The following is a 24238-nucleotide window of genomic DNA, read 5'->3' on the forward strand; positions in this document are numbered from 1 at the left end:
TCAGTGCTGTGTTCCAGGTTTAAAGTTTCAGGTTGGTATCTTGTTTCACTCCTCACAGGCCGCTGGATGGTTTCTTGGTTTGCTATTGTTTGAAGACTGCTTCAGCTATTAGGCCTTAGAAGACAGATTTGAGTATCCTCTATTGTTTGTTGTCTAACGTCTCATATCTGTTTTGATATTGATTGTCATTTCCACGTTTTCAAATTCAAATCCGGCCACTAATGGATCAGTCCCGAAACGATATTGATCGTCAGCGCCACTAAAAAAGTGTTCAGTGCAAAGGAAATAAGCCCGTGGTACATGGTTACCTGTCTTAGCTTTTTGGAAGTGGTATCCACATCCGAAACCTGGAACGTGCAACCCATGCAAAGGGAATAATAGGCAAAATCGCGATAGTCCGGCCGTTCCCCACCCGGGAAATGCAGCCCGGAACCCCGTTCCCCGTCCTGGTAGTAAAGATGTGCATAATGAAAAATATAGATCGTATGAACCAGCAGCCAGGAGGCGATCATGGCGGCAATCGATACCGGCAGCCATAAGTACTGGCTGATATTGCTTGCTGCCGCATTGATCACAATGCTCAGAACGGCGCCCAGGCAGGCAAAGCAGGCCAGCACGATAAATATAAAAACGAAGATTCTGCTGCCGTCCTCTATCGCTGCTCTTTTTAAAATGTATTCCAGCGGAGCGGTATAGATCACATTCCAGCAAAGTAAAAGGTAACAAAAACAAAAGGCCAGCCAGCCCGTAAGGATTTCATCATTAGCGGAAGCTGAAGAAAATGAAGCGCAAAACCGGTAATGCTGCCGGCGGCAAGCGATAAATACACCCGGTCGATGGCGCGCAGCCGGTGCACAAATGTAGCCCTGAAGGAAGGTTTGTTTTGCATGCGATGGCAGGGCAGGCGCTGGGAACATGAATTCCGGATCACGGGGAGCCGGGTATTCGCAGAGCGGCATCCTGTTCTTTTGTGTAATTGCTGCTGCTCCGGTTCTTTGCGGTTAAGCACCCTTTACCAAATGTACTGCATTATTCATGTTTTTTGTGGTAGCTTTGCCGCTTTTTCATTTTCGATGGGGATCCTGCGTATCTATATAAATTCATTCAAAGGGCTGTCAAAAGAGGCCTGGATGCTGGCGGTGGTCATGCTGATCAACCGCTCGGGCTCCATGGTATTGCCTTTCCTGGGGGTGTACATGACGGATCATCTTCATTTCGGATTATTCGGTGCACTGGGCACGGCGGTGTCCTATTCCATGCTCATCATCGATCACAATATATGGCTGATCCTGGTGTCCATAACCGTGCTGAGCCTGGCGGAGATCCTGGTACTGCCTTTTATGTCTGCCATAACAGCCGTCCGGTCGGGAAGAGGCAATAAGGGGTCCTATATGGGATTAAACGGAATGGCGGTCGCTATCTCCTTCATCATTACGCCTTTTCTCGGAACAAGGATCGCCAGCGATTTCGGGTTCAGTGTATTGTGGGCAGGAACCGGGGTGGTATTGCTGGCCGTGGCCATTGCCCTTTATATTTCTGTTCGGAAAATGATGCCCGGGCGCGGTCATTAGTATGAGATCTGCTCCTATTTAAAGTTGTAGTGCCGGATAAAATTCATAAAGAATACCGGGATATCCGCGGCACCGCTGTGCAACTGAATGAACTGGAAATAACGTTCAATTTCCAACCCCTGCACGTCAATGATCGCCAGCGCGTTGCTGTTCAGCTCTCCCAGGATAGTGTGGATGGAAAGAAAGGATACGGCCGGTGAATGGGCAATATAGGACTTGATGCTTTCCGAGCTCTCCAGCTGTATCTCCCTGTTGAGCTGCGAAAGTTTGATGTCCTTTGCTTTAAGGTGTTTGGCGATCACCTCTAAAGTTCCGGAGCCGGGCTCCCTGAGAACCATAGGAAGCGCCTGGAGCTCTTTTAAAGTGATCCGTTGTTTTTTGACAACCGGATTCTTGCCCGAAGCTACCAGAACGATCTCGTCCTTTGTGAAAGGGGTATATTTAAACAGGCTGTTCCTGGGCCGCCCTTCGATCATGCCAAAATCGATCTCATTTTTTTGAAGCAGCTGCTCAATATGCTCCGTGTTGCCACCCGACAGGTTGATGGAGATATCCCTGTACCGGTTTTTAAACGCGGCAAGGGCCGGTGGCAACAGATATTCTGCAATGGTAGTGCTTGCGCCGATCCGCAGCGTGCCTTTGTGTTGTTCGGCAAAGGAGTGGATCTCCAGCTCCATTTTCCGGTAAATGCTGAACAGGTCTTCTGTATGCCGCAACAATACTTTACCGGCTGCAGTTAATGCGATCCGGGACCCGTTCCGCTCGAATAACTTGGTTTTGAAATAATGTTCGATCTCCTGCACGTGCTTTGTAGCTGCCGGCTGGGAGATGAACAGTTCCTCCGCCGCACGGGTAAAGTTCAGCCGCCGGGCCACCGTATGAAAAACCTGTAATCTGAAATCAAACATGCTTCAAAGTTAAGATTATGATCAAAGACCTGTAAATGGAATAGCTGGTTTAAAAGCGCATGACCGCAGTGTGTATTTGTAAAAACAGGCTTTAACCCGGTTAAAAAGGTTGATCAAAAGCCGTTTTTATATTGGCGGGGGATGACTAAAAGGTCCTTTCCCCGCCGGTAAGGGGGTGAGACAGCAAGTTTTAAACGACTGATGAATAGGATAAGCAATGACTTTCCGTTTTTCCGGATCCCCCGGCTGATCTTTAGTTTGCCGCCTTTTGGTCAGCCCGGGCAGGCTTTTGATACAATCGCCTATCATCGTATCGCGGCGATACCGCTCTTTATAAAATTTACATGCGTTTTTCCTGGTGAATACAACATCCGTATCCGGAGACAAGAAATAAGAAATGGGAATTGGCGAATTCAAGTATGCAATTCGTACTTTTATGCACTATGCTGAAACGGATCTATTTAGACACATTTAAAAAATATGTCCACTCCAACTCTGTGGGTGGAATTATTCTGATCGGATGTGTGTTGCTTTCACTGATCATTGCCAACCTTCCTGCGGGCCGCTCGTTTGAAAACCTGTTGAATACCCCGTTGGGATGGCAAAATGAAGTCATCGGTCTTCGCTTCCCGGTCCTGCACTGGATCAATGACGGCCTGATGGCGGTTTTCTTTTTACTGGTTGGGCTGGAGATCAAACGGGAATTGGTGGAGGGAGAGCTGTCCTCGCCCCAAAAGGCCATGCTTCCGGTAATTGCCGCATTTGGCGGGGCCGTACTGCCGGCGGTCATTTTTGCGGTGCTGAATAAAGGAACTGCTACGGCTCCGGGCTGGGGCATCCCGATGGCTACGGATATTGCATTTGCGCTGGCCGCCATTACACTGCTTGGTAAAAAAGTACCCGGCAGCCTGAAGATCTTCCTGGCGGCCCTGGCGATCGTGGACGATCTGATCGCGATCCTGGTGATCGCGCTGTTCTATTCGTCCGATATCCATTTTGACTACCTTTTATATGCAGGTGTGCTCTTCGTGCTGCTGGTGGTGTTTAACCGTCTCAAAGTAAAAAGCCTTTGGCTGTATCTTGTTCCCGGAGTTTTTATATGGTATTTTGTGCATCATTCGGGCATCCATGCTACCATTGCGGGCGTGCTGGTGGCTATGACGTTGCCTACAACACCGGATGCAACACCTTCGCCGCTCGAAAAGCTGGAGCATGCCCTCACGAAACCCGTTAATTTTTTTATCCTTCCGCTTTTTGCACTGGCTAACACCAATATCAGGTTTGCACCTTCCATGCTGCAGGGGCTGGCGGAGCCGCTGGGCCTGGGCATCATTATTGGCCTGATCGCAGGCAAAAGCGCCGGCATCTTTTTATCGACCTGGCTGGGCGTTAAGCTGAAGATCGGAAAATTGCCCCGGCAGGCAACCTGGCTGCATATGACGGGGTTGGGGTTGCTGGCCGGCATCGGGTTTACGATGTCTATTTTTATAAGCCTGCTTTCTTTTGATGATCCGCAGATGGTTGCAGAAGCAAAGCTGGCGATCCTTGTGGCTTCGGTGCTGGCCGCCCTGCTGGGATGTATGATGCTGACCAGCATCAGCAAAAAGGCGGCAGGGAGTGCCTGATGGCGACCGGGTGGAGCTGTTTTTCCGGAATGGCCGGTTGTACGGTTTCCTTTTTGGCGCATGAGTTTTATATATAACGATCTATAATTCCAAAAGAATGGTGGAGACCATGAACAAATTCGACCGTATTGTTTCGATCCTGATCCAGTTACAATCACGGCGTATCGTAAAGGCCCAGGACCTGGCAGACCGCTTCGATGTGAGCCTCCGTACCATTTACCGCGATATCCGGAGCCTGCAAACAGCGGGTGTGCCTATTTCCAGCGAAGCTGGTATCGGTTATGAGCTCGTGGAAGGGTACCGGCTGCCCCCGGTCATGTTCACGCGCGAGGAGGCCTCCAGTTTTGTAGCTGCTGAAAAGCTGATGCAGAAATTCATTGATAAGCGGCTGGGCGATCATTTTGCCTCGGCGATCGCAAAAATGAAAGCCGTGCTGCGGATGGCCGATAAGGATTGGATCTCTTCCATTGAAGCCCAGGTGCAGGTACGGCCCGGACAAAGCATTTTTAATGAAAAAGTGCCGGAGGCCATGTCGGTGCTGTTCGACAGTCTTGCGCAGAAAGTGCAGGTAGAGATCCGGTACCAAAAGATCGGATCCAGTGAGCCGGCTATCCGTAAAATTGAGCCGGTGGGCGTATTCCACGAAAATGACTTCTGGTATATTATGGCCTACTGCCACCTGCGGAACGATTATCGGCGTTTTCGCACAGACCGGATCCATGGCATAAAAAAAACGGATGTTCCTTTTATAAAAGAACATCCGGAATTAAATAGCTTCCTAAACCAGTCCACAGATGTTCCCCGTACAAAAGTGCGCATCGCTGTGGATCCCAAGATCGTCCGGTACCTGCAGTGGAACCGGAATCACCACGGCTTTATGGAGGAAAAGAAGACCCCGGAAGGCATCGAAATGACCTTTATGAGCCGGTATCCGGAAAGCGATTTTGCCCGCTGGTTCATGGGGTTTGGCGATTATGCAAAGATCCTGGAACCGGAGTCGTTAAAAGCATGCGTCCGCTCCATCGTAGAAAAACAGCTGGAAAACCTGAAATAATACAATTGAAAAAGGGCACCGGTCACAATGAATTTACAGCGCACGGACCGGGGCCGGTCATCTGCAGTATGTTGAATATCCCGTTGCTTAACGCTCCCAGAAGAACGGAGGCTGGATACCCAGAGCCCTCAGGTACACATATCCCTGTCCCCGGTGGTGGATCTCATTGTCGATAAAATACAGGACGTTCTCATAAATGGGAAATTCGTACTGACCGAACAGGTTAAAGGTTTGGGAAAAATCCTCCTCGGGGATCTGGCTAAAATATTCGTTGATGGTGCTGGTGGCCGTGTCCCACAATGCCAGCAGCTCCTGTTTGGTGGTTGCTGTGATCCCTTCTTCACTGTAAGGTGTATTTTCCCGGCTTGCAATGGCCTTTAGCGCAGGGCCGCCAATGGATAGTAACTCGATGGCCAGCTGGCTGAAGGGGCGCATGCCTCCTACGGAAAAATCAAATAATTCTTTTTCGGGAAAGGCTTCGATGACCCTTCGGGTCAGGTTGCGGTGTCCCTGCCAATGTTTTAATAATTGCGCTTTGCCAATAACGTTGCCTTGTTGGATTGTTGCGGTGGTCATATTGATTTTGTTTTATCTCTCAAAACTATAACCGGGTAGTGACAACCCTCTGTCAGCAGGGATTGAAAGATTTTTATTTTTTTACCGCCGCTCCGTGTTGAGCATGGTCCTACAGCAGGATGGGAGGCGCCGCAGCGCAGATCTGAAGCAAGATAATGTCTTCCCGCCATTAAAGCAATAATAATGGATGATCATACCAGGTAGCTGAACAGGGTATTGTCCTTGTTCAGTTCTGTGAATTCGATCTGCATCTTCTCCAGGTTGCGGATCAGCGGCGGATAGTCTTCCCGGTTCTTCAACTCGATGCCGATGAGGGCAGGCCCGCTTTCTTTGTTGGTCTTTTGCATGTATTCAAAACGGGTGATGTCGTCACCGGGGCCAAGCACATGATTTACGAATTCTTTCAATGCCCCCGGGCGCTGGGCAAAGTTTACAAGAAAATAGTGTTTCAGCCCTTCATATTGCAGGCTGCGCTCTTTTATTTCCTGCATCCGGTCGATATCGTTGTTGCTGCCGCTCACGATGCATACTACATTTTTCCCTTTGATCTCTTCCCGCATAAAATCCAGGGCCGCTATGGACAGCGCCCCTGCGGGTTCGGCAACAATGGCGTCTTTGTTGTACAATTGCAGGATGGTGGTACATATTTTTCCCTCGGGCACCAGGCGCATTTCATCAAGATGCGCTTTGCAGAGCGCATAGGTAAGCTGGCCTACTTTCTTTACAGCCGCCCCGTCTACAAAGCGGTCGATGCTTTTTACCTCAACCGGTCCGCCGCTTTTTAGTGCCAGCGTCATGGATGGAGCACCTTCCGGTTCCACCCCGGTAATTTTTGTTGAAGGGCTTACAGATTTGATATAGGTGCTGACACCTGCACACAATCCGCCGCCGCCGTTGGGAATAATGATGTGATCAATCTTTTTCAGATCGTTCCAGATCTCCACGCCCACGGTACCCTGTCCTTCAATGATCCGCTCATGGTCAAAAGGAGGAATAAAGATCATCCCATTCTGTTCGGTATACGCTTTTGCTGCAGCGGCGCAGTCATCGAATGTATCCCCCGTCAATATGATTTCAATATTGGCTTCTCCAAACATTTTCGTTTGATCGATCTTCTGCTTGGGGGTAATGCTGGGCATAAAAATGACACCTTTCACCCCAAGACGGTGACAGCTGTAGGCCACACCCTGCGCATGGTTGCCGGCGCTGGCGCAAACAACGCCCTTCCGCAGCTCAGATTCCGTCAGACTGCTCATGGCATTGTATGCGCCGCGCAGCTTGTACGAGCGCACGATCTGCAGGTCTTCGCGCTTCAGGTACACATTACAGCTGTATTGTCTGGAAAGGTTCTTATTGTATTGTAACGGCGTTTTGGTAACGACGCCTTTTAATCGCTCCGTAGCTTTTTCAAATTCGATGTGCATGCCCAAAGGTAAAAAGGAATCCACAGTTTGCCACTGCCGCAGGCAGATTTAATTGCGTGCCGCTGCCTTAAAGTTTTAAGCCGGCGCCCACTGTAAGATAGAACAGATTTTTTCCATGCTCTCCGTCTGATAAATTTTGTGGAAGTACATAGGCGGGGATCAGGGTGGCAAAGAATTTTCCGGCTACCATCACCAGCGGCACAGAGGCTTCGCAGGCCAATATATGAAAGCGGTCATAGGTTTCTGTATGGGCCTTTTGGGATACGGGTATGCCCAGCAACTCTTTTTGCTCCATATAGCTCCTGGTAAATCTTTGTGTTCCGGCATACAGGTACAATGAGGGGTCTATAGCAAATGCGGTACGGCTGTCTGGTTTGTGAAGGATAAACAGATGATCGGCTCCAAGCGTGGCGCCGATATCCGTTTGACCTTTGGTGAACTTCAGGTCACCGCCGGCGTTGATCGTAATAATGGGTGTGGTGTACGCTGCGTTAATGCCGGTTTGTCCTTTTAACGCGGACTGGGGCAGGGTGCTGTTGTCGCTGTACAGGACCTGCATATAAAAAATATTACCGCTGAAATGCTCCGAAGGTTTGAAGCGGTAACCGCCTTCGAGGGTCGCTCCTGCGTAGGCGGTGGACGTTTCCTTGTTTTGGGTAAAAATAAAATTGCCCTGTACGTACAGGCCGTTTTTTAACTGGAAGCCGATGTTGGGAATGAGACCGCTGCTTTGCATACTATCCGTTCTACCAAAATAATGCAGCCTTGTCTGGAAGTTAACGCCCACTCCGAACTCGTTTTTTTTTGTGCTGTCTTTCTGACCCGAACAGGAAAACGGGATCAGTAAAGCAAAAAAAAGGAACTGTACGGTTTTTCGCTTCATATTTGCAATGGTTTCAGGATAATCCGGATAAAAGGATTGAGGCTGTATCAGGCTTTCCTTTGGCTGCTGTATTGACCGCCAGGCATTGCTTTGATACAGCCTCAACTGCTGCTGAAAAATTATTTTGCTTTTACACTGCCCGATGCGCTTACATCCGCAGCAGCGGATGGCCGAACGCTTTTGGCTTTACCTGCTCCTTTTTTTGCGCCGGATTTAACAGCCTTTGCCGCTTTTTTCATTTTTGTGGCTGAAGCCTTGGCGCCGGCTTCTGCATCTTCTTTAACAGTGCCGGAAAGGCTGCTTCCTTCCTGTACGGCAGATTGCTCATTGGCGTGCTCTTTTGCCTGCTCATTGGCATGAATGCCCGCCTGTATTTCTCCATTTGAAGTGGCCTCTGCTTGTGCTTTTGAACCTGCCTGTACATTTGCATTGGTACCGGTGGCTACCTGCACCGAGCCGCCCGCATTTTCTACTGCGCCGGCGGTCTTATCAACGGCAACGCTTGTGGCGGTCTTTGTTTTGTTTACTGCGTTGCTTGTCGCTGCCTTTGTTTTGTCAACTGCGGTTGCCGTAGCAACGGATACTTTGTTTGCGGCTTTGGTAGCAGCAGACGCGGCCCTGGCAGCATTTACGGAAGAGGATACAGAACCACCAACGGTAGCCTTAACAGCAGACCCCGCACCAACCTGGGCATTTGCAGTGCTAAAGAACAGTATAGAAAAAGCAGCGATCGAGATTCTCAGATTTTTTTTCATAAAAACGGAATTTAAAATTTTAGGGATAATGACGGGGTTCTAATTCCAATGACTGTGCCAAAAATGTTGAAGGAAAATGAAGAATGAATGAAGAGGACACTATTGGCGGCGCTAATGAATTTATTGCCAGCGGTATAGTTTAGCGGGGGATAGTGCGGTGGAAGAAAAGTTATTTTTCCGTCCCCGTTCTTTCATGAAATCTTCATTGTTGCAAACACTGCGCACATTGAGGTCGGCTCAAAGCTATTTTTGCGCTGGTCATTATTAGGGGCACTGCATTCAATAGCAGGAATCCGTCGTTGTGATACCGATACTATCTATGCAACCGGCTGATTGTACAGGGTTTTTCCGTTTTCTAAAACAAGCTTATGGCTGATGCAGGATGGCAGCTGCGTTTCAAAATGTCCCACATAAATTATGGTAACACCGTTCTTGCTGATGGCATCTACCAGGTCGTTAAAATACCGCGTCTGCTGCTGATCCAATCCCTGGCAAGGCTCATCCAGCACCAGCAGCTGCGGATTTTTGATGATCGTGCGGCCCAGTAATGCCAGGCGTTGTTTGCCCAGCGGCAGCGTGGTCAGCAGCTCATCCCGGACATCGTAAAGCTCCAGGAACTTCAGCAGTTCATCCAGCTGCTGTTTCTGCGCATAACGCAGCTGGCGGTACAGGCCGTTGCTGTCAAAAAAACCGGATGCAAGACTTTGCAGAACCGTAGCACTGGCATCGAAGTACCAGTGCAGCTCCGGGGAGATCAGGCCGATCCGCTTTTTGATGTCCCAGATACTTTCTCCGCCACCGCGTTGCACACCAAAGAGTTTCATGTCATTGGCATAAGCCTGCGGATGATCACCGGTGACCAGGCTTAGCAGGGTCGATTTTCCTGATCCGTTATGTCCCTGCAGTAACCATCGCTCACCGGCGTTCACTTCCCAGTTGATGTCGGACAGTACATACACGCCATCGTACCGGACGGAAGCATTTTTCATGCTGATGAGGTTTTGCGTGGTGTATGACGGCCTTTCTTTTAAAAAGGAGGGGAGTGGTTTTAATGGTTTTTGGGGGATATTGAAGCTTGCTTCGCCGGCGATCAGCTGTCCGTTTGATAAGGTGACAAAATGGTTGATGCAGGCGGGCAGCTCGGTATCATTGCTGAGGAGGATCAAGGTACCACCTTTGGTTGTATAATCATTTAAGAGTTGGTTAAGGCGGGCCCTTGACCGGGTGTCCAGCCCGGTGTAAGGCTGATCGATCATTAATAGTTGCGGGCTTAGCCACAGCGCTTTTATCAGCTGCAGCTTTTTGTGCTCACCGCTGGATATTTCAAAAAGCTGTTCATCCAAAACCCTGGAATAGTCCAGCGCTGCGATCAGCTCGTTTAAGAACCGGGGAGCCAACACATTTTCCCGGCCATACAATTCCAGCTCACGCGCTATGGTGATCGTATCCCTTCGCTGCTGATGATTGTAGCGTTGCTGGTAATAGAAATTCCGGTCGCCTTCCAGGTTGGTAAAGCGGTACCAGCTTTCCACCAGGTGCGTTTTGGGATGCAGGCTGCTGCGGGGGTCAAAACTGATCTCCAGGCTGCCGGTATATGTTGCCTGGCCGGCAATGGCTTTTGCCAGTGTTGTTTTACCGCTTCCGCTTTCGCCTCGGATCACCATGCCTTCACCCTGGTTGACGGTAAAGGACAGGTTGTGCAGAACGGTTTTGGAGCCGTAGTGTACGGAAAGATCTTTTATATTGAGAATGGGCATTGTTTTCATTCTTTTTCATATCGAATGGATCCTCTGAAAGGAGACCGTAGTGGTGGGCCGACCTTCGGCTGCGTTAAAAAATTGCGCGCCGGAGGCGCGCAATTGGTCTCGTTTATAAAGGATGATGTATATGCATCCGTACAGGTGTGCGACGCAACCGGGATGATAGTAGCACCGGGCCGGTTTCATAAAAAATGGCGTCAGACGGAGCTTGCCAAAACCTTATGCGGTTTTGATCGCCTTCATTGCGGTCATTGCTTTGCGCAATACAGTACCTACCTGCTCTACAGGATGCGAACGGAGGGCTTCGTTTACCTCTACCAGCTCCTGGTTGTCCACGGCTCCATCTTTTCCTTCATTGAAGTTCTTGCCCACCAGGTCGGTATCTACGGTTTTCATAAAGCCGGCCAGCAGGGGCTTGCATGCCTGGTCAAACAGGTAACAGCCATACTCAGCGGTATCAGAGATCACCCGGTTCATTTCAAACAGTTTTTTGCGTGCAATGGTGTTGGCGATCAACGGAGTTTCGTGCAGCGACTCATAGTATGCGGATTCCGGTTTGATGCCGGCTTCTACCATGGTTTCAAAAGCCAGTTCCACACCTGCCCGGATGAAGGCAACCATCAGCGTATAGTTATCGAAGTATTCCTGCTCGCCGATTTTTACATCCCCTGCAGGTGTTTTTTCGAAAGCGGTCTCACCGGTTTCGGCTCTCCATTTCAACAGGTTGGCGTCTCCGTTCGCCCAGTCTTCCATCATGGTGCGGCTGAATTCACCGCTCATAATATCGTCCTGGTGCTTCTGGAACAGCGGGCGCATGATCGTTTTTAATTCTTCGGAAACCCTGAATGCTTTGATCTTGGCTGCATTGCTCAGGCGATCCATCATGCCGGTGACGCCTCCATGCTTCAATGCTTCGGTGACCACTTCCACACCATACTGCACCAGTTTAGATGCGTAGCCGGGGTCGATGCCTTTTTCGATCATCTTGTCGAAAGAAAGAATGGAACCGGTTTGCAGCAGGCCGCAGAGAATGGTTTGCTCGCCCATCAGGTCCGATTTTACTTCTGCAACAAAAGATGATTTTAATACGCCCGCACGGTGTCCGCCGGTGCCCGCGCAGTATGCCTTGGCCTGCTCAAAGCCCTTTCCTTCGGGGTCGTTTTCGGGGTGTACGGCGATCAGGGTCGGAACACCAAAGCCGCGTACATATTCGGCCCTTACCTCACTGCCGGGGCATTTGGGAGCCACCATGATCACGGTAATGTCCTTACGGATCTGCATGCCTTCTTCCACAATGTTGAAACCGTGTGAGTAGGAAAGGGTAGCGCCTTGCTTCATCAGCGGCATTACGGCATTCACTACCTGGGTATGTTGTTTGTCCGGTGTCAGGTTGATCACGACGTCGGCAGCCGGGATCAGCTCCTCATAGGTACCCACCGTGAAGTTGTTGTCCGTGGCATTTTTCCAGCTGTCTCTCTTACCTTCGATCGCTGCTTTACGCAGGGCATAAGAAATATCCAGACCACTATCTCTCAGGTTTAAGCCCTGGTTCAGGCCCTGTGCGCCGCAACCGACGATTACGATCTTTTTCCCCTTCAGGGCATCCACCCCGTCTGCAAATTCATCGTTGCTCATGAACTCACAAACGCCTAATTGGTTCAGCTGCTCTCTCAGCGGTAGTGTGTTAAAATAATTCGCCATTGTTATTTGTTATTTAGTATTTACGATTTAGTAATTATTATTTGAGATTTGAAGTTTGTTATTTGTTTTTTAGCATCCGTGCATAGTCCCGCATCGATTGCCAGTGCAGGGTGTCGTGTGCAGCTACGGTGGTGATCATATCTTCGATCGTTGTTACGGGCAGCCCGAAGGTATCCGTTATGTATTCCGTGATCTGATGAAACCGGTCTGCTTCCAATGCCACCTTTACAGTCTGCGTAAAAGTGTTGGACAGGCGGATCAGTTCTTCAACCTCCTCCCGGGTTACAGGCTCACCGGGCCGGCTGCCTTTCCTGTATTTGTCCTGGAGCGGAATGACCAGACCTGGATCCACCTGTGTGGTCTTAAATACAAGACCGTAGCCGCTTACCACAAGGTGGCCAAAGTTCCATATAATATTGTTGTTGAAGCCATCGGGGATCCTGTTGAGCTCCTCCGGCGATGTTTCGTTGATGAGCGCAATGGCCTTTTGCCGGATGCTGTCGATGATGTCTAATGCGTACATGATTTAATTTTTATCCTCCGGTATCTTTTCGTTAAAGGATATCCTGTTGTTGAAGGGGTCATTGACCGTTACGGACCAGGCACCATAAAAGGTCTTTTCCAGCCCGGGGCGGTTATATTTATACTGTTTGCCGGTGAGCACGCCATGGTACGCCTTTAATCCTTTGCACCAGATGAATACGTGGGTGCCAGGTGTGCCATCCCCGTGATGTTCGCTTAAGTGCAGGGTAATGCCTTCTTTTTCTATTTCCATGTAAACGGGCGTGTTTTCTTCAAACCGGTGCTCCCAAACGATGGCAAACCCCAACCAGTTTACGTAAAACTCAATGGCTTTATAGTAGTCAAAGATGCGCAGTACCGGTATGATCTTTTCGGCGGTCATGCTCTTTTCTTTACATGCTGAAAACCTTGTCCTGCTCACTCAGGTACTCGTTTTCCACTACTTCTTCTCCCGGTTCGCGGGCTTCAAATTCTTTGATCTTTTTATGAAAGCCTTCGCTGCTTTTAATGATGGCCACGCGGCCGCCCCGTACAAATTCGATCAGCCCGTACTCTTCAAACAGTTTTACGAGCCGGTCGGTCTCCTCCCGGTGTCCGGTGCATTCAAAAACGGTATAATCACTGTTGATGGATACTACACGGGCGCCATACTCCCGCAGCACGCGCTCTACCACCATTTTTTCGGTTACCTGGCTTGTAGGCACTTTATATAGTGCCAGTTCCTGCCAGATGATCTCATCGTTCAGGTTGTAGTAAGCTTTCAGCACCTCTACCTGTTTTTCTATTTGCTTGCAAAGCTTTTTTACCACTTCCTCGGTTTCATCAATAACGATGTTGAACCGGTGAATGCCGGGTATTTCAGAAGAAGAAGTATTGAGGCTGTCAATATTGATCTTTCTGCGGGAAAAAATGATCGTGATGCGGGCCAGCAACCCGATCTGGTCTTCCGCGTAAACGGTTATGGTATATTGTTGTTTCATTCAACGTTGATGTTTAAAGTTTATTGTTTGATGTCTTTGTAACGATGATGATCCCGGTAGACCAGTTCAGCTTTGTAAGTACCAGGTCTGTTCTGGATTCAAGCATTGTAATAAAAGCCGCTGCCTTTTGGGCATGCCCCTCCGGCCAGTTGGGCTGGGGCAGCATGTCGTCGATAAAATAGATGCCGCCTGTTTTGAGCAATGCAAATGTTTCCTCAAAAAGATCATACTTGCCCGGCATCGCATCGGCGAACAGCAGATCGAACGGCGCTCCGTTATAGCTCCTGATCCATTCGTAGCCATCCGCGCATACGAATTCGATCCGCTCGTCTTTGAGTTGTTCCTGTGCCACGCTGACCAGTAATGCATTATTGTCAACAGAGATCAGCCGGGATTGCGGGTCCATACCGCTCAGAATCCAGGAGGTAGCCAGCCCGGTACCGGTGCCCAGCTCCAGGATCCGGCTACCGGGTTTTGAGGCCGCCAGGGTCTTTAACAGGCTTCCGGTTTGCAGGTCGGAGGGCATATCAAAGCCCAGCGCTTTTGTTTTGAAAACAATCGCTTCATATTGAGCGGGTATATCCTTAATACGGTTCATTCGTTCTTTTACTGCCGAAGATTATTATTCATTCTTCTGCGTTTGTCTATTCACTGCATGACTACTGCCTGTTTTTATTTCAGCCGGATCTCCGCTACGCTGCTGCCCTGGGGTACCATTGGGAACACGTTGTTCTCTTTGCCCACTTTTACTTCGAGTAAATAAGCACCGTCGTGATCCAGCATTGTTTTTAATGCGGCCTTCAGCGCAGCGCGCTGGTCGATGGACTGTCCTTCGATGCCGTAGGATTTTGCCAGCATTACAAAATCCGGGCTGGTAATGTTCACAAAGGAATAACGCTTGTCGTGGAACAGCTGCTGCCACTGGCGCACCATGCCGAGGAACTCGTTGTTCAGGATCAGGATCTTTACCGCTGCCCCAAATTGCATGATGGTGCCCAGCTCCTGCAAGGTCATCTGAAAACCTCCGTCGCCGATAATGGCAACAACGGTCCTGTCCGGAGCGCCATACTTTGCGCCGATGGCTGCGGGCAGGCCAAAGCCCATGGTGCCCAAACCGCCGGAAGTGACATTGCTCCGGCTTTTGGTGAATTTGGCATAGCGGCAGGCTACCATCTGGTGCTGTCCCACATCGGTAACGATCACTGCATCGCCATTGGTCAGCTCATTCAGGGCCGCCATTACTTCCGCCATTGACATTACATCGCCTTTGGGATGCATTTCCGGCTGAATACATTCCTTATCTTCTTCCGCAGCATAGGCCGCAAACACCTGCAACCATGCAGCCCGGTCCTTTTTTTCGATCAGTGCCGTAAGCAGCGGCAGGGTTTCCTTACAATCGCCCCAAACCGGTACGGTGGTCTTTACATTCTTATCCACTTCTGCGGGGTCAATATCCAGGTGGATCACTTTGGCCTGTTTGGCATATTTATCCAGCCGGCCGGTTACGCGGTCATCAAAGCGCATACCCACGGCGATCAGTACATCGCATTCATTGGTGAGCACGTTGGGGCCATAGTTGCCATGCATGCCTAGCATGCCTACACCCAGCGGATGGTCGGAAGGCAATGCGCTTTCGCCCATAATGGTCCACGCTGCGGGCAGGTTCCCCTTTTCAATAAAGGTTTTGAATTCATTTTCCGCTTGTCCCAGGATCACGCCCTGACCAAAGATCACAAATGGTTTTTGGGCTTCGTTGATCAGCTTTGCAGCTTCCGTAATGTATTCTTTGCGGATGATGGGTTTGGGCCGGTAGCTGCGCACGTGGTGGCATCGCTGGTACCCGGGATATTCAAACTGCTGGATCTGCGCATTCTTGGTAATGTCTACCAGTACGGGTCCGGGCCGGCCACTTCGGGCTATATAAAAAGCCTTTGCAAGTGTATTGGGAATTTCGCTGGCATCCGTAACCTGGTAATTCCATTTGGTTACGGGCATGGTCACATTGATCACATCGGTTTCCTGGAAGGCATCGGTTCCCAGCAGGTGTGCAAATACCTGGCCGGTAATGCATACCAGGGGCGTGGAGTCGATCTGCGCATCCGCCAGGCCGGTAACGAGGTTGGTGGCGCCGGGGCCACTGGTGGCAAAAGCCACGCCTACTTCCCCGCTGGTGCGCGCAAAGCCCTGTGCAGCATGGATGCCGCCCTGCTCATGCCGTACCAGTATATGCTCCAGCCGGTTTGTATAGTCATACAGGGCATCATAAATGGGCATGATGGCCCCGCCCGGGTAACCGAAAATGGTGGCGACTCCCTCTGCGATCAGGGCTTCCATTACGGCCTGGCTTCCGGTAATGGTAGCGCCGGGTTGAATCGTTTTTTCTGCTTCCTTGGCTGCGTTTTTTTGTTCTTTATCTTTTATCCGGATCGTTTCCATACTTAATGATTTTGTTTGTTATTGATTGTTGTTGAAGACCGGCCCTGTGTTTATTCCCGGTAAAACCCGATCAGATCGGTCGATTGTACGGCGGTAAAACCAACCTGCCGCAACAGGGTTACTAACTGGCCACGGTGATACGTAGCGTGGTTGACGACATGCGCAAATACTTGGTAGTAGCGCGATGTATATTCCTGTCCGTTAAACCGCCGGTAGCTGAAGGGCTCCTTTAATTTTATTGCATCAAAGCCTTCCATCCAATCCCTGAACTGCCGGGATGTTTGCTCCCACAGCGCCAGGAGCTCCGGCCGGGAGCCCGGGAAGTCCTGATCCAGGCGAACCACGGGTTCTTTTTTCAGGCGTTGCAGCCAGGCGTTTTCAGCGTTTACCACGTGTAATGCGGTGGCACGGATGCTGTTAAAACTGCTTACAACGGGCTGCTGCCATTGTTCATCGCTGATCTGCTGCAGCCACGAGCATACTTGGGCCGTACTTGCCCGGTTAAACTCAGCCAATTCTGTAAAATATGTTTTATCCATTGTTGCGGCTTCCATTAATCTTCATCCGTTACGCATCCTTCCGAAGCGTCTTTTACCAGCTTTGCGTATTTATACAACACACCGTTCTTCACCTTTAACGGTGGCTGTTGCCAGCCATCCTTCCGCTTTGCTATTTCTTCGTCCGGTACTTTTAAAGTAAGGGTATTGTTGCCGGCGTCGATCTCTATTATATCATCGTCTTTCACAAACCCGATCAGCCCGCCCTCAAAAGCTTCAGGGGTTACGTGTCCTACTACAAAGCCGTGTGTTCCGCCGCTGAACCTTCCATCGGTGATCAGCGCCACGCTTTTTCCCAGCCCCGCTCCGATGATGGCGGATGTGGGCTTCAGCATTTCGGGCATACCCGGCGCCCCTTTGGGTCCTTCGTTCTTTATAACGACAACATCTCCCGATTTTACTTTTCCGCTGGAAATGCCAGCGATCAGGTTCTTCTCTCCGTCGAACACCCGTGCCGGTCCTGTGAATTTTTCACCTTCCTTTCCGCTGATCTTGGCCACGCTGCCCTTTTCTGCGAGGTTCCCGTAAAGGATCTGCAAATGCCCGGTTGCTTTGAGCGGCCGTTCAAGTGGGTACACGATGTCCTGGCTTTCAAAATCAAGATCCGGAACATTTTCCAGGTTTTCGGCGATCGTTTTACCCGTTACGGTCAGGCAGCTGCCGTCGATCAGCCCTTGTTGCAACAGGTATTTCATTACTGCAGGAACACCACCCTTGTTGTGCAGGTCTTCCATCAGGTATTTGCCGCTGGGTTTAAAGTCGGCCAGCACCGGGACGCGGTTGCTGATCGCCTGGAAGTCGTCCTGTGTTAACGGCACACCCACACTGCGGGCCATTGCAAGTAAATGCAACACGGCGTTGGTGCTTCCGCCCAGCACCATGATCACGGTAATGGCATTTTCAAAGGCCGTCCGGGTCATGATATCGCGCGGTTTTATATCCTTTTCCAGGAGCAGGCGGATGGCCTTACCAGCGGCGGCGCATTCCTTCTTTTTTTCTTCGCTGAGCGCCGGGTTGCTGCTGGAATAGGGAAGGCTCATACCCATGGCTTCAATAGCGGAAGCCATCGTATTGGCCGTGTACATGCCGCCACAGGCACCGGCACCGGGACAGCTGTTTTTTACGATGCCCATAAAGTCGGCTTCATCCAGCTGGCCGGCAATTTTTTGACCGAGTGCCTCAAAGGCGGAAACGATGTTCAGGTCCTGTCCTTTATAGTGCCCCGGTGCAATGGTACCGCCATATACCATGATGGAGGGCCGGTTAAGCCGTCCCATGGCAATGATGGAGCCGGGCATGTTTTTATCACATCCGGGAACGGTGATGAGGCCGTCATAGTATTGCGCGCCGCATACCGTTTCAATGGAATCGGCAATAACGTCGCGGCTGACCAGCGAGTAGCGCATTCCGTCGGTGCCATTGCTCATGCCATCGCTTACCCCGATCGTATGAAAGGTAAGCCCTACCAGATCCTGCTCCCATACGGCGTCCTTTACATGCTGGGCAAGACCGTTCAGGTGCATATTACAGGGGTTGCCGTCATAGCCCATGCTGGCGATCCCGACCTGTGCTTTCTTTAAGTCTTCTTCCGTTAAGCCAAGCGCGTATAACTGCGCCTGCGCCGCGGGTTGCGTGGGATCCTGTGTAATGGTTCTGGAATACTTGTTTAACGCTGTCATGCCGATTTACTTATGATTTAATAATTCAATAAAAAACCCGCCTTTATAAGAGGCGGGTCCTGTTTAAAAATTCGTTTATTTTATACAATTAACCCTCCCCCGTACCGGCAGCTAATGACAATGACGATCACCACAAGAATATTGCGGAAGAGCGGAACATTGTAATTGTGATTGCTGATCATAAAACGAAGGAGCTTTTTGCGAATATAAAGCCTCATTTGTTGTGATCAAAATTTTTTCTCCTTTCAGGAAGAAAACATCTTGCTATAAAAAGAACTACATAGCGGGGTTATATGATCGTTGACTTCTGCAACGCCATATTTTCCCCTTTGGCAAAACCCGGTATGGTGCCCCGTATGAAATCGCTGATCAGATCACCGATCGTACTGGTGGAATAATTGTTTACCGGATCAATATCTTTTGTCACAAATCCGTGCAGCAGGGTCCAGCTGACAGCGGCTCTGATGATCATTGCTTCTTCTAACAGATTGAAATAATTCATCATCATGGCCACGGAAAGGATGGCGCCAATAGGGTTGGAGCTGTTGCGGGCGCTCTCTTCCTGGTGATCATATCCGAATGCGGGGCCAAAAAAAGGCATTGCGCCCGCCACCCTTACGGAGGGGATCATGAGCGGGGCGCCGGTAATGGCGGCAGCCTGGCGGAACAGGTATTGTCCTGCGGCAGCGCCGGCGATCACCACGTCAAAATCGGCCGGCTGCAGCAGCATCCGGTCCCATGCCTCCTGTACCGGCATTTGCCCGGTCCGGATATTACTGCCGAACGCTTTTCCGGCTTTTTCGAAAATGGCTGTCCAGGAAGGCGGTTCCTGCTCCTCCTCCGGATGGTCGATGACCGTGATCTTCTTCTTTCGCCGGATGGCTTGCTGTAAGGCAGACTGCGCGATCCGGAGCCGGCTGCTTTCGTCGGCTCCCGGCGTTTTTTCCTGGTACAGCAGCAGGTTGAGGCCCTCGCAGTGTTTGGGTTTCAACGGCGACAGGTGCTGCAAAGAAGGATACACCGTCACGGGCTGTACGGTTACGAGTACCGGCAACGTATCTTCTATGAGGAGCTGTGTAGCGGCGCTGCTAAGCAGGATTGCGTCGTTGCCGGCCTCTGCCGCGCTAAAAACGGCGGGCGCTGCTTCGGGGCGGATGCCGGAAATATCAAAATAATGATCGTACTGCTCTGCAACGGCCTGCAACACCTTCACGGCCTGCGCATCTGTCTCCCCGGCTGCCCCTGTCTCTTCGATGATCGCGATCTTTTTTTTCATTTTATGTTTATGATAGGCTCTGGGTTAATGCATGATTCTTTGATAAGGCAATGGACGGCCGGGCTACTTTTTTGTAAATCGTCGGAACGCCGTTCTCCAGCTCCATAATGTGTTTGACACAGGATGGAACTTCATCTTCATAGTGGCTGATAAAGAGCAGGGTCATCCCCGTTTCCGAGTGAATGCGCTCCAGCAGCCGGATCACCATCCTCGACTGGCTGTCGTCGAGTCCCTGGCAGGGACCGTCGAGCGCCAGCATTAAAGGATCCTTGATCAGCGCTCTTGCAAGAAGTACCAGGCGTTGCTCACCGCCGGAAAGAGAGGTCATCAGACGGCCGGCTTCATCTCCAAGCGAAAAAAAAGAAAGCCACCCGTTCACTTTTTGGGTCTGGGCTTCATCCAGTGGCTGGAACAGCCCGATGGTATCAAAAAAGCCGGAACCGACTGCCTGAAAAATGGTGATGTTACGGTCGAAGAAGTTTTGCAGCTCGGGAGATACAAAGCCAATGCGGCGTTTGATGTCCCATACACTTTCACCGCTGCCTCTTTTTTTGCCGAATAAAGAGATCTGCTGTGTATAGGCCTGCGGGTTATCCCCGTTGATGAGGCTGAGCAGGATAGACTTGCCGGCTCCGTTATGCCCTTTGATCAGCCAGCATTCCCCGTTATTTACCTGCCAGCTCATATTGCGCAGCAGAACCGTGTCGCCACAGCGGATGTTGACCTGTTTCATGGAAATAAGCGGTCCGATATGATAGGCTTTTTTCAGTGGGGGAAGTGGTGCCTCAGTTTCCCGGGGACGCATCGAGTTCATAAAGCCGAGCTTTTCCACCGGCGCATAATTGATGACGGCGCCCTCGCTCATTTCAGCAAAGTGGGTAATGCTTGCCGGCAGCTCATGACTATCGGTAATTAAAATGATGGTAGTGCCGCCGGCAGCCAGCTGGTTGATCACCGTATGCAGGATCTTCCGGCCTTTTACGTCCAGCCCGGTAAATACGCGGTCGAGGATCAGGATATCCGGTCGGGTGAGCAGATGATGGATCAGCTGCATCTTTTTTAGTTCTCCGTAGGATAGCTGAACCAACGGTATATTGCTGCGGTGGGCCAGCCGGAATTTTTCCAGCCATTGAGCTACGGAAGTGGCATCGCCCTGCACTGACAGCGCTTCTGCAAGCGTAGTGCCACCTTCTTCTGTATTGATAAAGCGTTGCTGATAGTAAAAATTGTTTGCCGGGGAACTGTTCTTGAGCGGATGCTCGGCGGGTACATAGGCAACAACCGGCTGTACCGGCCTGTTTCCCTGTTTGTAAATAACCGAACCGGTATGGGCCAGCGCTCCCCGGAGCGCTTTTGCCAGCAGTGATTTTCCGCTGCCGCTGGCGCCGAATACGGCAAGATGCTCACCGGCATTTAATGTGAAGCTGATTTGATTCAATAAACGCCTTCCAGACTGTTTTGCTGTTACATTGTTCAATATGATACTGCAATATTCTTCCATTACTGCTGTTCCGGATGACGTGGTCCCTGGCTGGATGTAAACCTGAAACCTGTTTCCGGTATCAGGGTCCGCTGCTGCCAGGTACTCAACAATTAAACAATTGATTTTATTTTGTCGGCCATTTCTTTCAGATCATTGTCTCCTACTTCTTTTTTTGCATCTGCAACATCCAGGAACTGCTGGTACAGCGCATCTACCTGGTTGCGGTCAAACTCATACCCCAGGTTCTTGAACCGGTATGCCAGTGCACTGCGGCCGCTGCGTGCGGTAAGCACGATGCGCGATGTATCGGCGCCCACCTCGTGCGGGGCAATGATCTCGTAGGTGGTGGCCTCTTTCAGGAACCCGTCCTGGTGGATGCCTGAGGAGTGGGAGAAGGCATTGTCGCCGACGACCGCTTTATTGGGCTGGACGACCATGCGCATGGTTTCTGCCACGATATGGCTCATGGGCAACAGCTGTGTGGTATCCACATCTGTATGAAGATCCAGTTCCGGATGCTTCTTGATGGCCATTACCACTTCTTCCAGGGACGTGTTCCCGGCGCGTTCGCCAATACCGTTGATGGTGCATTCTATTTGACGGGCACCGGCTATAGCGCCTGCAATCGAATTTGCGGTGGCCAGCCCAAGATCATTATGACAGTGACAGGAAAAAATAGCCTTGTCTGCATTGGGCACATGATTTAGCAGGTAAGTGAATTTTTCGGCATATTGATGGGGCAGGCAGGAGCCCGTTGTGTCCGGGATGTTTACCACCGTTGCACCGGCATTAATAACTGCTTCTACCAGCTGTGCCAGGAACTGAAGGTCGGCGCGGCCGGCATCTTCCGCAAAGAACTCGACATCCGGTACCAGGTTACGGGCCAGCTTTACTGCAGCAATGGCCCGCTCAATAATGTTTTCGCGGGTGGTATTGAATTTATATTTGATATGATTGTCGGAAGAGCCGATACCGGTATGGATCCGGGGCCGTACTGCCGGCTTCAACGCAGCCGCAGCTACTTCGATGTCTTTTTGCACGGCGCGGGTAAGACCGCAAACGGTAGCGTTCCGGATCACTTTCGAGATCTCTTCCACCGACGAAAAGTCCCCGGGGCTTGAAATAGGAAAACCGGCTTCAATAATGTCTACACCAAGAGCCTCCAGTTTCAGTGCCAGCTTGATTTTTTCTTCGGTATTCAGTTTGCAGCCGGGTACCTGTTCTCCGTCTCTTAATGTAGTGTCAAAAATAAAAACCTTGTTATCCGCCATAATTCGTTTATTTAATTTAGAATTGTTATTTTCAATACCCAATCCGCAACATGAGGAAGAGGTTTCTTGTAATATCTTTAAAAATAACCCCATATTACCAAATCCGGAAACCAATTTGTGGAAATACTTACATTGAATAAAAGGAATTGATGAATTATAATTTATTGATAATCAGTATTAAAAGAAGGAGTAAATTACGATGCCCAGTAAGTCGACAGACGCGCTATTTCAACTGATAAAGTCACTGGAAAAATCAGAAAAGCGGAACCTCAAGCTTTTTGCGGGGCGCAACTCCGGGGCGGAGTCACTAAAGAGCATGCAGCTTTTTAATGCCCTGGATAAGCTGACGGAGTACGACGAAAAACAATTGTTAAAGCGGGTACCCACGGTAAGCAAGCAGCAGCTTTCCAATACCAAAGCGTTGTTGTACAAGCAGATCCTGGGCAGCCTGCGGATCATACGGGAAGACAAGAATGCAGACATGCAGCTGCGTGAAATGATGGACAGCGCCCGCATCCTGTTCAATAAGGGGCTTTACCTGCAAACACTGAAAGTGCTGGATAAGACCAAGGAATTTGCCCGCACCTGGCATCAGCTCACCTACCTGCAGCAGGCCCTGTTCTTTGAAAAGAAGATCGAGGGGCTGTACATAACCCGCAGCATCCAGAACCGCGCGGATGAGCTGGCGGAAGAAGCCGATGTGATCGTGGAAAAGATCGCCCACATCAATACACTCTCCAACCTGGCGCTGCAATTGTACAGCTGGTACATTCAGAACGGGCACGCACGTAACGAAAACGATGTAAAAACGGTAAAACTTTTCTTTGAGAAAAGCCTTCCCAAAAACGCGGCGCAGCTGGACGGGTTTTATGAAAAACAATACTACTATCAAAGCTACGCGTGGTATGCGTTTATAAAACTGGACTTCCTGATGTTTTACCGGTATTGCCAGAAATGGGTAGACGCTTTTGAAACAGAGCCGCACATGATCACGGTTGAGACCACTATGTATATAAAGGGAGTGCACAACCTCATGAGTGCACACTTCGACCTGATGAACCGAGACGGGCTGGCGGCCTGCATCAAGAAGTTCAAACATTTTGTACAAACGCCGCTGGTACAGGATAACAACAACAACCGCATCACCGGTTATGTGTATTTATATACGGCAGTGATCAACCTCCATTTTCTGGAGGGGACCTTTCACAAGGGTTTGAAGATGGTGCCCTACCTGGAGGAAATGCTGGTGGAGCACGGACGCTACCTCGACCGGCACCGGGTGATGGTGTTTTACTACAAGATCGCCTGCCTGTATTTTGGAAGCGGCAACAATAAGAAAGCGATCGATTACCTGAACCGGATCATTCACCAGCGGGATGATCTGCGGACCGACCTCCAGTGCTACTCCCGTTTGCTGCACCTGATCGCACATTATGAACTGGGCAATTTTGATCTCCTGGAATACCTGATCAAATCGGTTTACCGGTATATGGCAAAAATGGAGAACCTCAGCAAAGTAGAGGAAGAAATGTTCCGGTTCCTGAGAAATGCATTCAAGTTCAATACAAAAACCATCCGGCCGGAATTTGAAAAACTGCTGGGCAAGCTAAAAAAATACCAGACAAACCGGCTGGAAGCCAGGGCCTTTGCCTATCTGGATGTGATCAGCTGGCTGGAAAGTAAATTGTCGGGTGTGAACGTGCAGGACCTGATCCGGAAAAAATACCTGCGGGAAACCCGGGCTGTAAAAAAAATCGCTCCCTGATACAAGGAGCGA

General features: G+C 50.3%; 23 protein-coding genes. 4 read left to right on the forward strand and 19 right to left on the reverse strand.

Annotation, left to right across the window (positions count from 1 at the left end; translation table 11 throughout):
• Nucleotides 1-218 precede the first annotated feature (218 nt).
• A complete protein-coding gene (locus B160_RS28920) occupies nucleotides 219-959 on the reverse strand; it encodes a DUF1345 domain-containing protein (RefSeq protein WP_342664363.1) in 741 nt (246 codons plus the stop codon).
• A gap of 60 nt (nucleotides 960-1019) precedes the next feature.
• Here B160_RS28920 and B160_RS31620 point away from each other — a divergent pair, with 60 nt between their 5' ends.
• The gene (locus B160_RS31620) at nucleotides 1020-1571 is read left to right on the forward strand and encodes an MFS transporter (protein ID WP_018627971.1); all 552 of its coding nucleotides are present in this window, start codon (nucleotides 1020-1022) and stop codon (nucleotides 1569-1571) included.
• 14 nt (nucleotides 1572-1585) lie between these two features.
• On the opposite strand, the gene B160_RS0111030 is transcribed toward B160_RS31620, so the two are convergent.
• Entirely contained in the window at nucleotides 1586-2479 is an 894-nt protein-coding gene (locus B160_RS0111030; protein ID WP_018627972.1) for a LysR family transcriptional regulator, read from the reverse strand.
• A gap of 419 nt (nucleotides 2480-2898) precedes the next feature.
• Between B160_RS0111030 and nhaA the strand changes: the two genes are divergently transcribed.
• Nucleotides 2899-4104 (forward strand): Na+/H+ antiporter NhaA, encoded by a 1206-nt coding sequence (gene nhaA, locus B160_RS0111040; RefSeq protein WP_018627974.1) that lies wholly within the window; start codon nucleotides 2899-2901, stop codon nucleotides 4102-4104.
• A 109-nt stretch (nucleotides 4105-4213) separates the two neighbouring features.
• Nucleotides 4214-5158 carry a helix-turn-helix transcriptional regulator gene (locus B160_RS0111045; RefSeq protein ID WP_040679777.1) on the forward strand — a complete coding sequence of 315 codons (945 nt, stop codon included), beginning with the start codon at nucleotides 4214-4216 and terminating at the stop codon, nucleotides 5156-5158.
• 87 nt (nucleotides 5159-5245) lie between these two features.
• Here the strand turns inward: B160_RS0111045 and B160_RS0111050 are convergent, their stop codons facing one another.
• The 17 genes from B160_RS0111050 to B160_RS28925 form a co-directional block, all read right to left on the reverse strand.
• Nucleotides 5246-5734, reverse strand: coding sequence for a DinB family protein (locus tag B160_RS0111050; protein ID WP_018627976.1), 489 nt, complete (start codon nucleotides 5732-5734; stop codon nucleotides 5246-5248).
• A 191-nt stretch (nucleotides 5735-5925) separates the two neighbouring features.
• Nucleotides 5926-7158, reverse strand: coding sequence for a threonine ammonia-lyase IlvA (gene ilvA / locus B160_RS0111055; protein WP_040679766.1), 1233 nt, complete (start codon nucleotides 7156-7158; stop codon nucleotides 5926-5928).
• Between the two features lie 67 nt (nucleotides 7159-7225).
• Nucleotides 7226-8041, reverse strand: a complete 816-nt coding sequence (locus B160_RS0111060; protein WP_157558010.1) for a hypothetical protein — start codon at nucleotides 8039-8041, stop codon at nucleotides 7226-7228.
• 119 nt (nucleotides 8042-8160) lie between these two features.
• A complete protein-coding gene (locus B160_RS0111065) occupies nucleotides 8161-8796 on the reverse strand; it encodes a hypothetical protein (protein ID WP_018627979.1) in 636 nt (211 codons plus the stop codon).
• 317 nt (nucleotides 8797-9113) lie between these two features.
• Nucleotides 9114-10553 (reverse strand): ATP-binding cassette domain-containing protein, encoded by a 1440-nt coding sequence (locus B160_RS0111070; RefSeq protein ID WP_211218068.1) that lies wholly within the window; start codon nucleotides 10551-10553, stop codon nucleotides 9114-9116.
• Nucleotides 10554-10775: 222 nt separating this feature from the next.
• Nucleotides 10776-12257, reverse strand: coding sequence for a ketol-acid reductoisomerase (ilvC, locus tag B160_RS0111075; protein WP_018627981.1), 1482 nt, complete (start codon nucleotides 12255-12257; stop codon nucleotides 10776-10778).
• Between the two features lie 58 nt (nucleotides 12258-12315).
• Nucleotides 12316-12780 carry a DinB family protein gene (locus B160_RS0111080; protein WP_018627982.1) on the reverse strand — a complete coding sequence of 155 codons (465 nt, stop codon included), beginning with the start codon at nucleotides 12778-12780 and terminating at the stop codon, nucleotides 12316-12318.
• A gap of 3 nt (nucleotides 12781-12783) precedes the next feature.
• On the reverse strand, nucleotides 12784-13161 hold the full coding sequence (locus B160_RS0111085) for a glyoxalase superfamily protein (protein ID WP_018627983.1): 378 nt from the start codon (nucleotides 13159-13161) through the stop codon (nucleotides 12784-12786).
• Between the two features lie 10 nt (nucleotides 13162-13171).
• Nucleotides 13172-13759, reverse strand: coding sequence for an acetolactate synthase small subunit (gene ilvN / locus B160_RS0111090; RefSeq protein ID WP_018627984.1), 588 nt, complete (start codon nucleotides 13757-13759; stop codon nucleotides 13172-13174).
• A 13-nt stretch (nucleotides 13760-13772) separates the two neighbouring features.
• Nucleotides 13773-14357, reverse strand: a complete 585-nt coding sequence (locus B160_RS0111095; RefSeq protein WP_018627985.1) for an O-methyltransferase — start codon at nucleotides 14355-14357, stop codon at nucleotides 13773-13775.
• A gap of 74 nt (nucleotides 14358-14431) precedes the next feature.
• On the reverse strand, nucleotides 14432-16195 hold the full coding sequence (ilvB, locus tag B160_RS0111100; RefSeq protein ID WP_018627986.1) for a biosynthetic-type acetolactate synthase large subunit: 1764 nt from the start codon (nucleotides 16193-16195) through the stop codon (nucleotides 14432-14434).
• A gap of 50 nt (nucleotides 16196-16245) precedes the next feature.
• Nucleotides 16246-16734, reverse strand: a complete 489-nt coding sequence (locus tag B160_RS0111105) for a DinB family protein (protein ID WP_157558011.1) — start codon at nucleotides 16732-16734, stop codon at nucleotides 16246-16248.
• A 14-nt stretch (nucleotides 16735-16748) separates the two neighbouring features.
• Nucleotides 16749-18431, reverse strand: coding sequence for a dihydroxy-acid dehydratase (ilvD, locus tag B160_RS0111110; RefSeq protein WP_018627988.1), 1683 nt, complete (start codon nucleotides 18429-18431; stop codon nucleotides 16749-16751).
• An 80-nt stretch (nucleotides 18432-18511) separates the two neighbouring features.
• Nucleotides 18512-18649, reverse strand: coding sequence for a hypothetical protein (locus tag B160_RS31625; protein ID WP_157558012.1), 138 nt, complete (start codon nucleotides 18647-18649; stop codon nucleotides 18512-18514).
• 71 nt (nucleotides 18650-18720) lie between these two features.
• On the reverse strand, nucleotides 18721-19707 hold the full coding sequence (locus B160_RS0111115) for an isocitrate/isopropylmalate family dehydrogenase (RefSeq protein ID WP_018627989.1): 987 nt from the start codon (nucleotides 19705-19707) through the stop codon (nucleotides 18721-18723).
• A 7-nt stretch (nucleotides 19708-19714) separates the two neighbouring features.
• Nucleotides 19715-21145, reverse strand: coding sequence for an ATP-binding cassette domain-containing protein (locus tag B160_RS0111120; protein WP_211218069.1), 1431 nt, complete (start codon nucleotides 21143-21145; stop codon nucleotides 19715-19717).
• A 155-nt stretch (nucleotides 21146-21300) separates the two neighbouring features.
• Complete coding sequence (locus B160_RS28925; protein WP_018627992.1) at nucleotides 21301-22461, reverse strand: 2-isopropylmalate synthase; 1161 nt, start codon at nucleotides 22459-22461, stop codon at nucleotides 21301-21303.
• Between the two features lie 199 nt (nucleotides 22462-22660).
• Between B160_RS28925 and B160_RS0111135 the strand changes: the two genes are divergently transcribed.
• Entirely contained in the window at nucleotides 22661-24226 is a 1566-nt protein-coding gene (locus B160_RS0111135) for a hypothetical protein (RefSeq protein ID WP_018627993.1), read from the forward strand.
• Nucleotides 24227-24238: the final 12 nt, after the last annotated feature.

The organism is Niabella aurantiaca DSM 17617, assembly GCF_000374125.1.
In the GTDB taxonomy this organism is placed as follows: domain Bacteria; phylum Bacteroidota; class Bacteroidia; order Chitinophagales; family Chitinophagaceae; genus Niabella; species Niabella aurantiaca.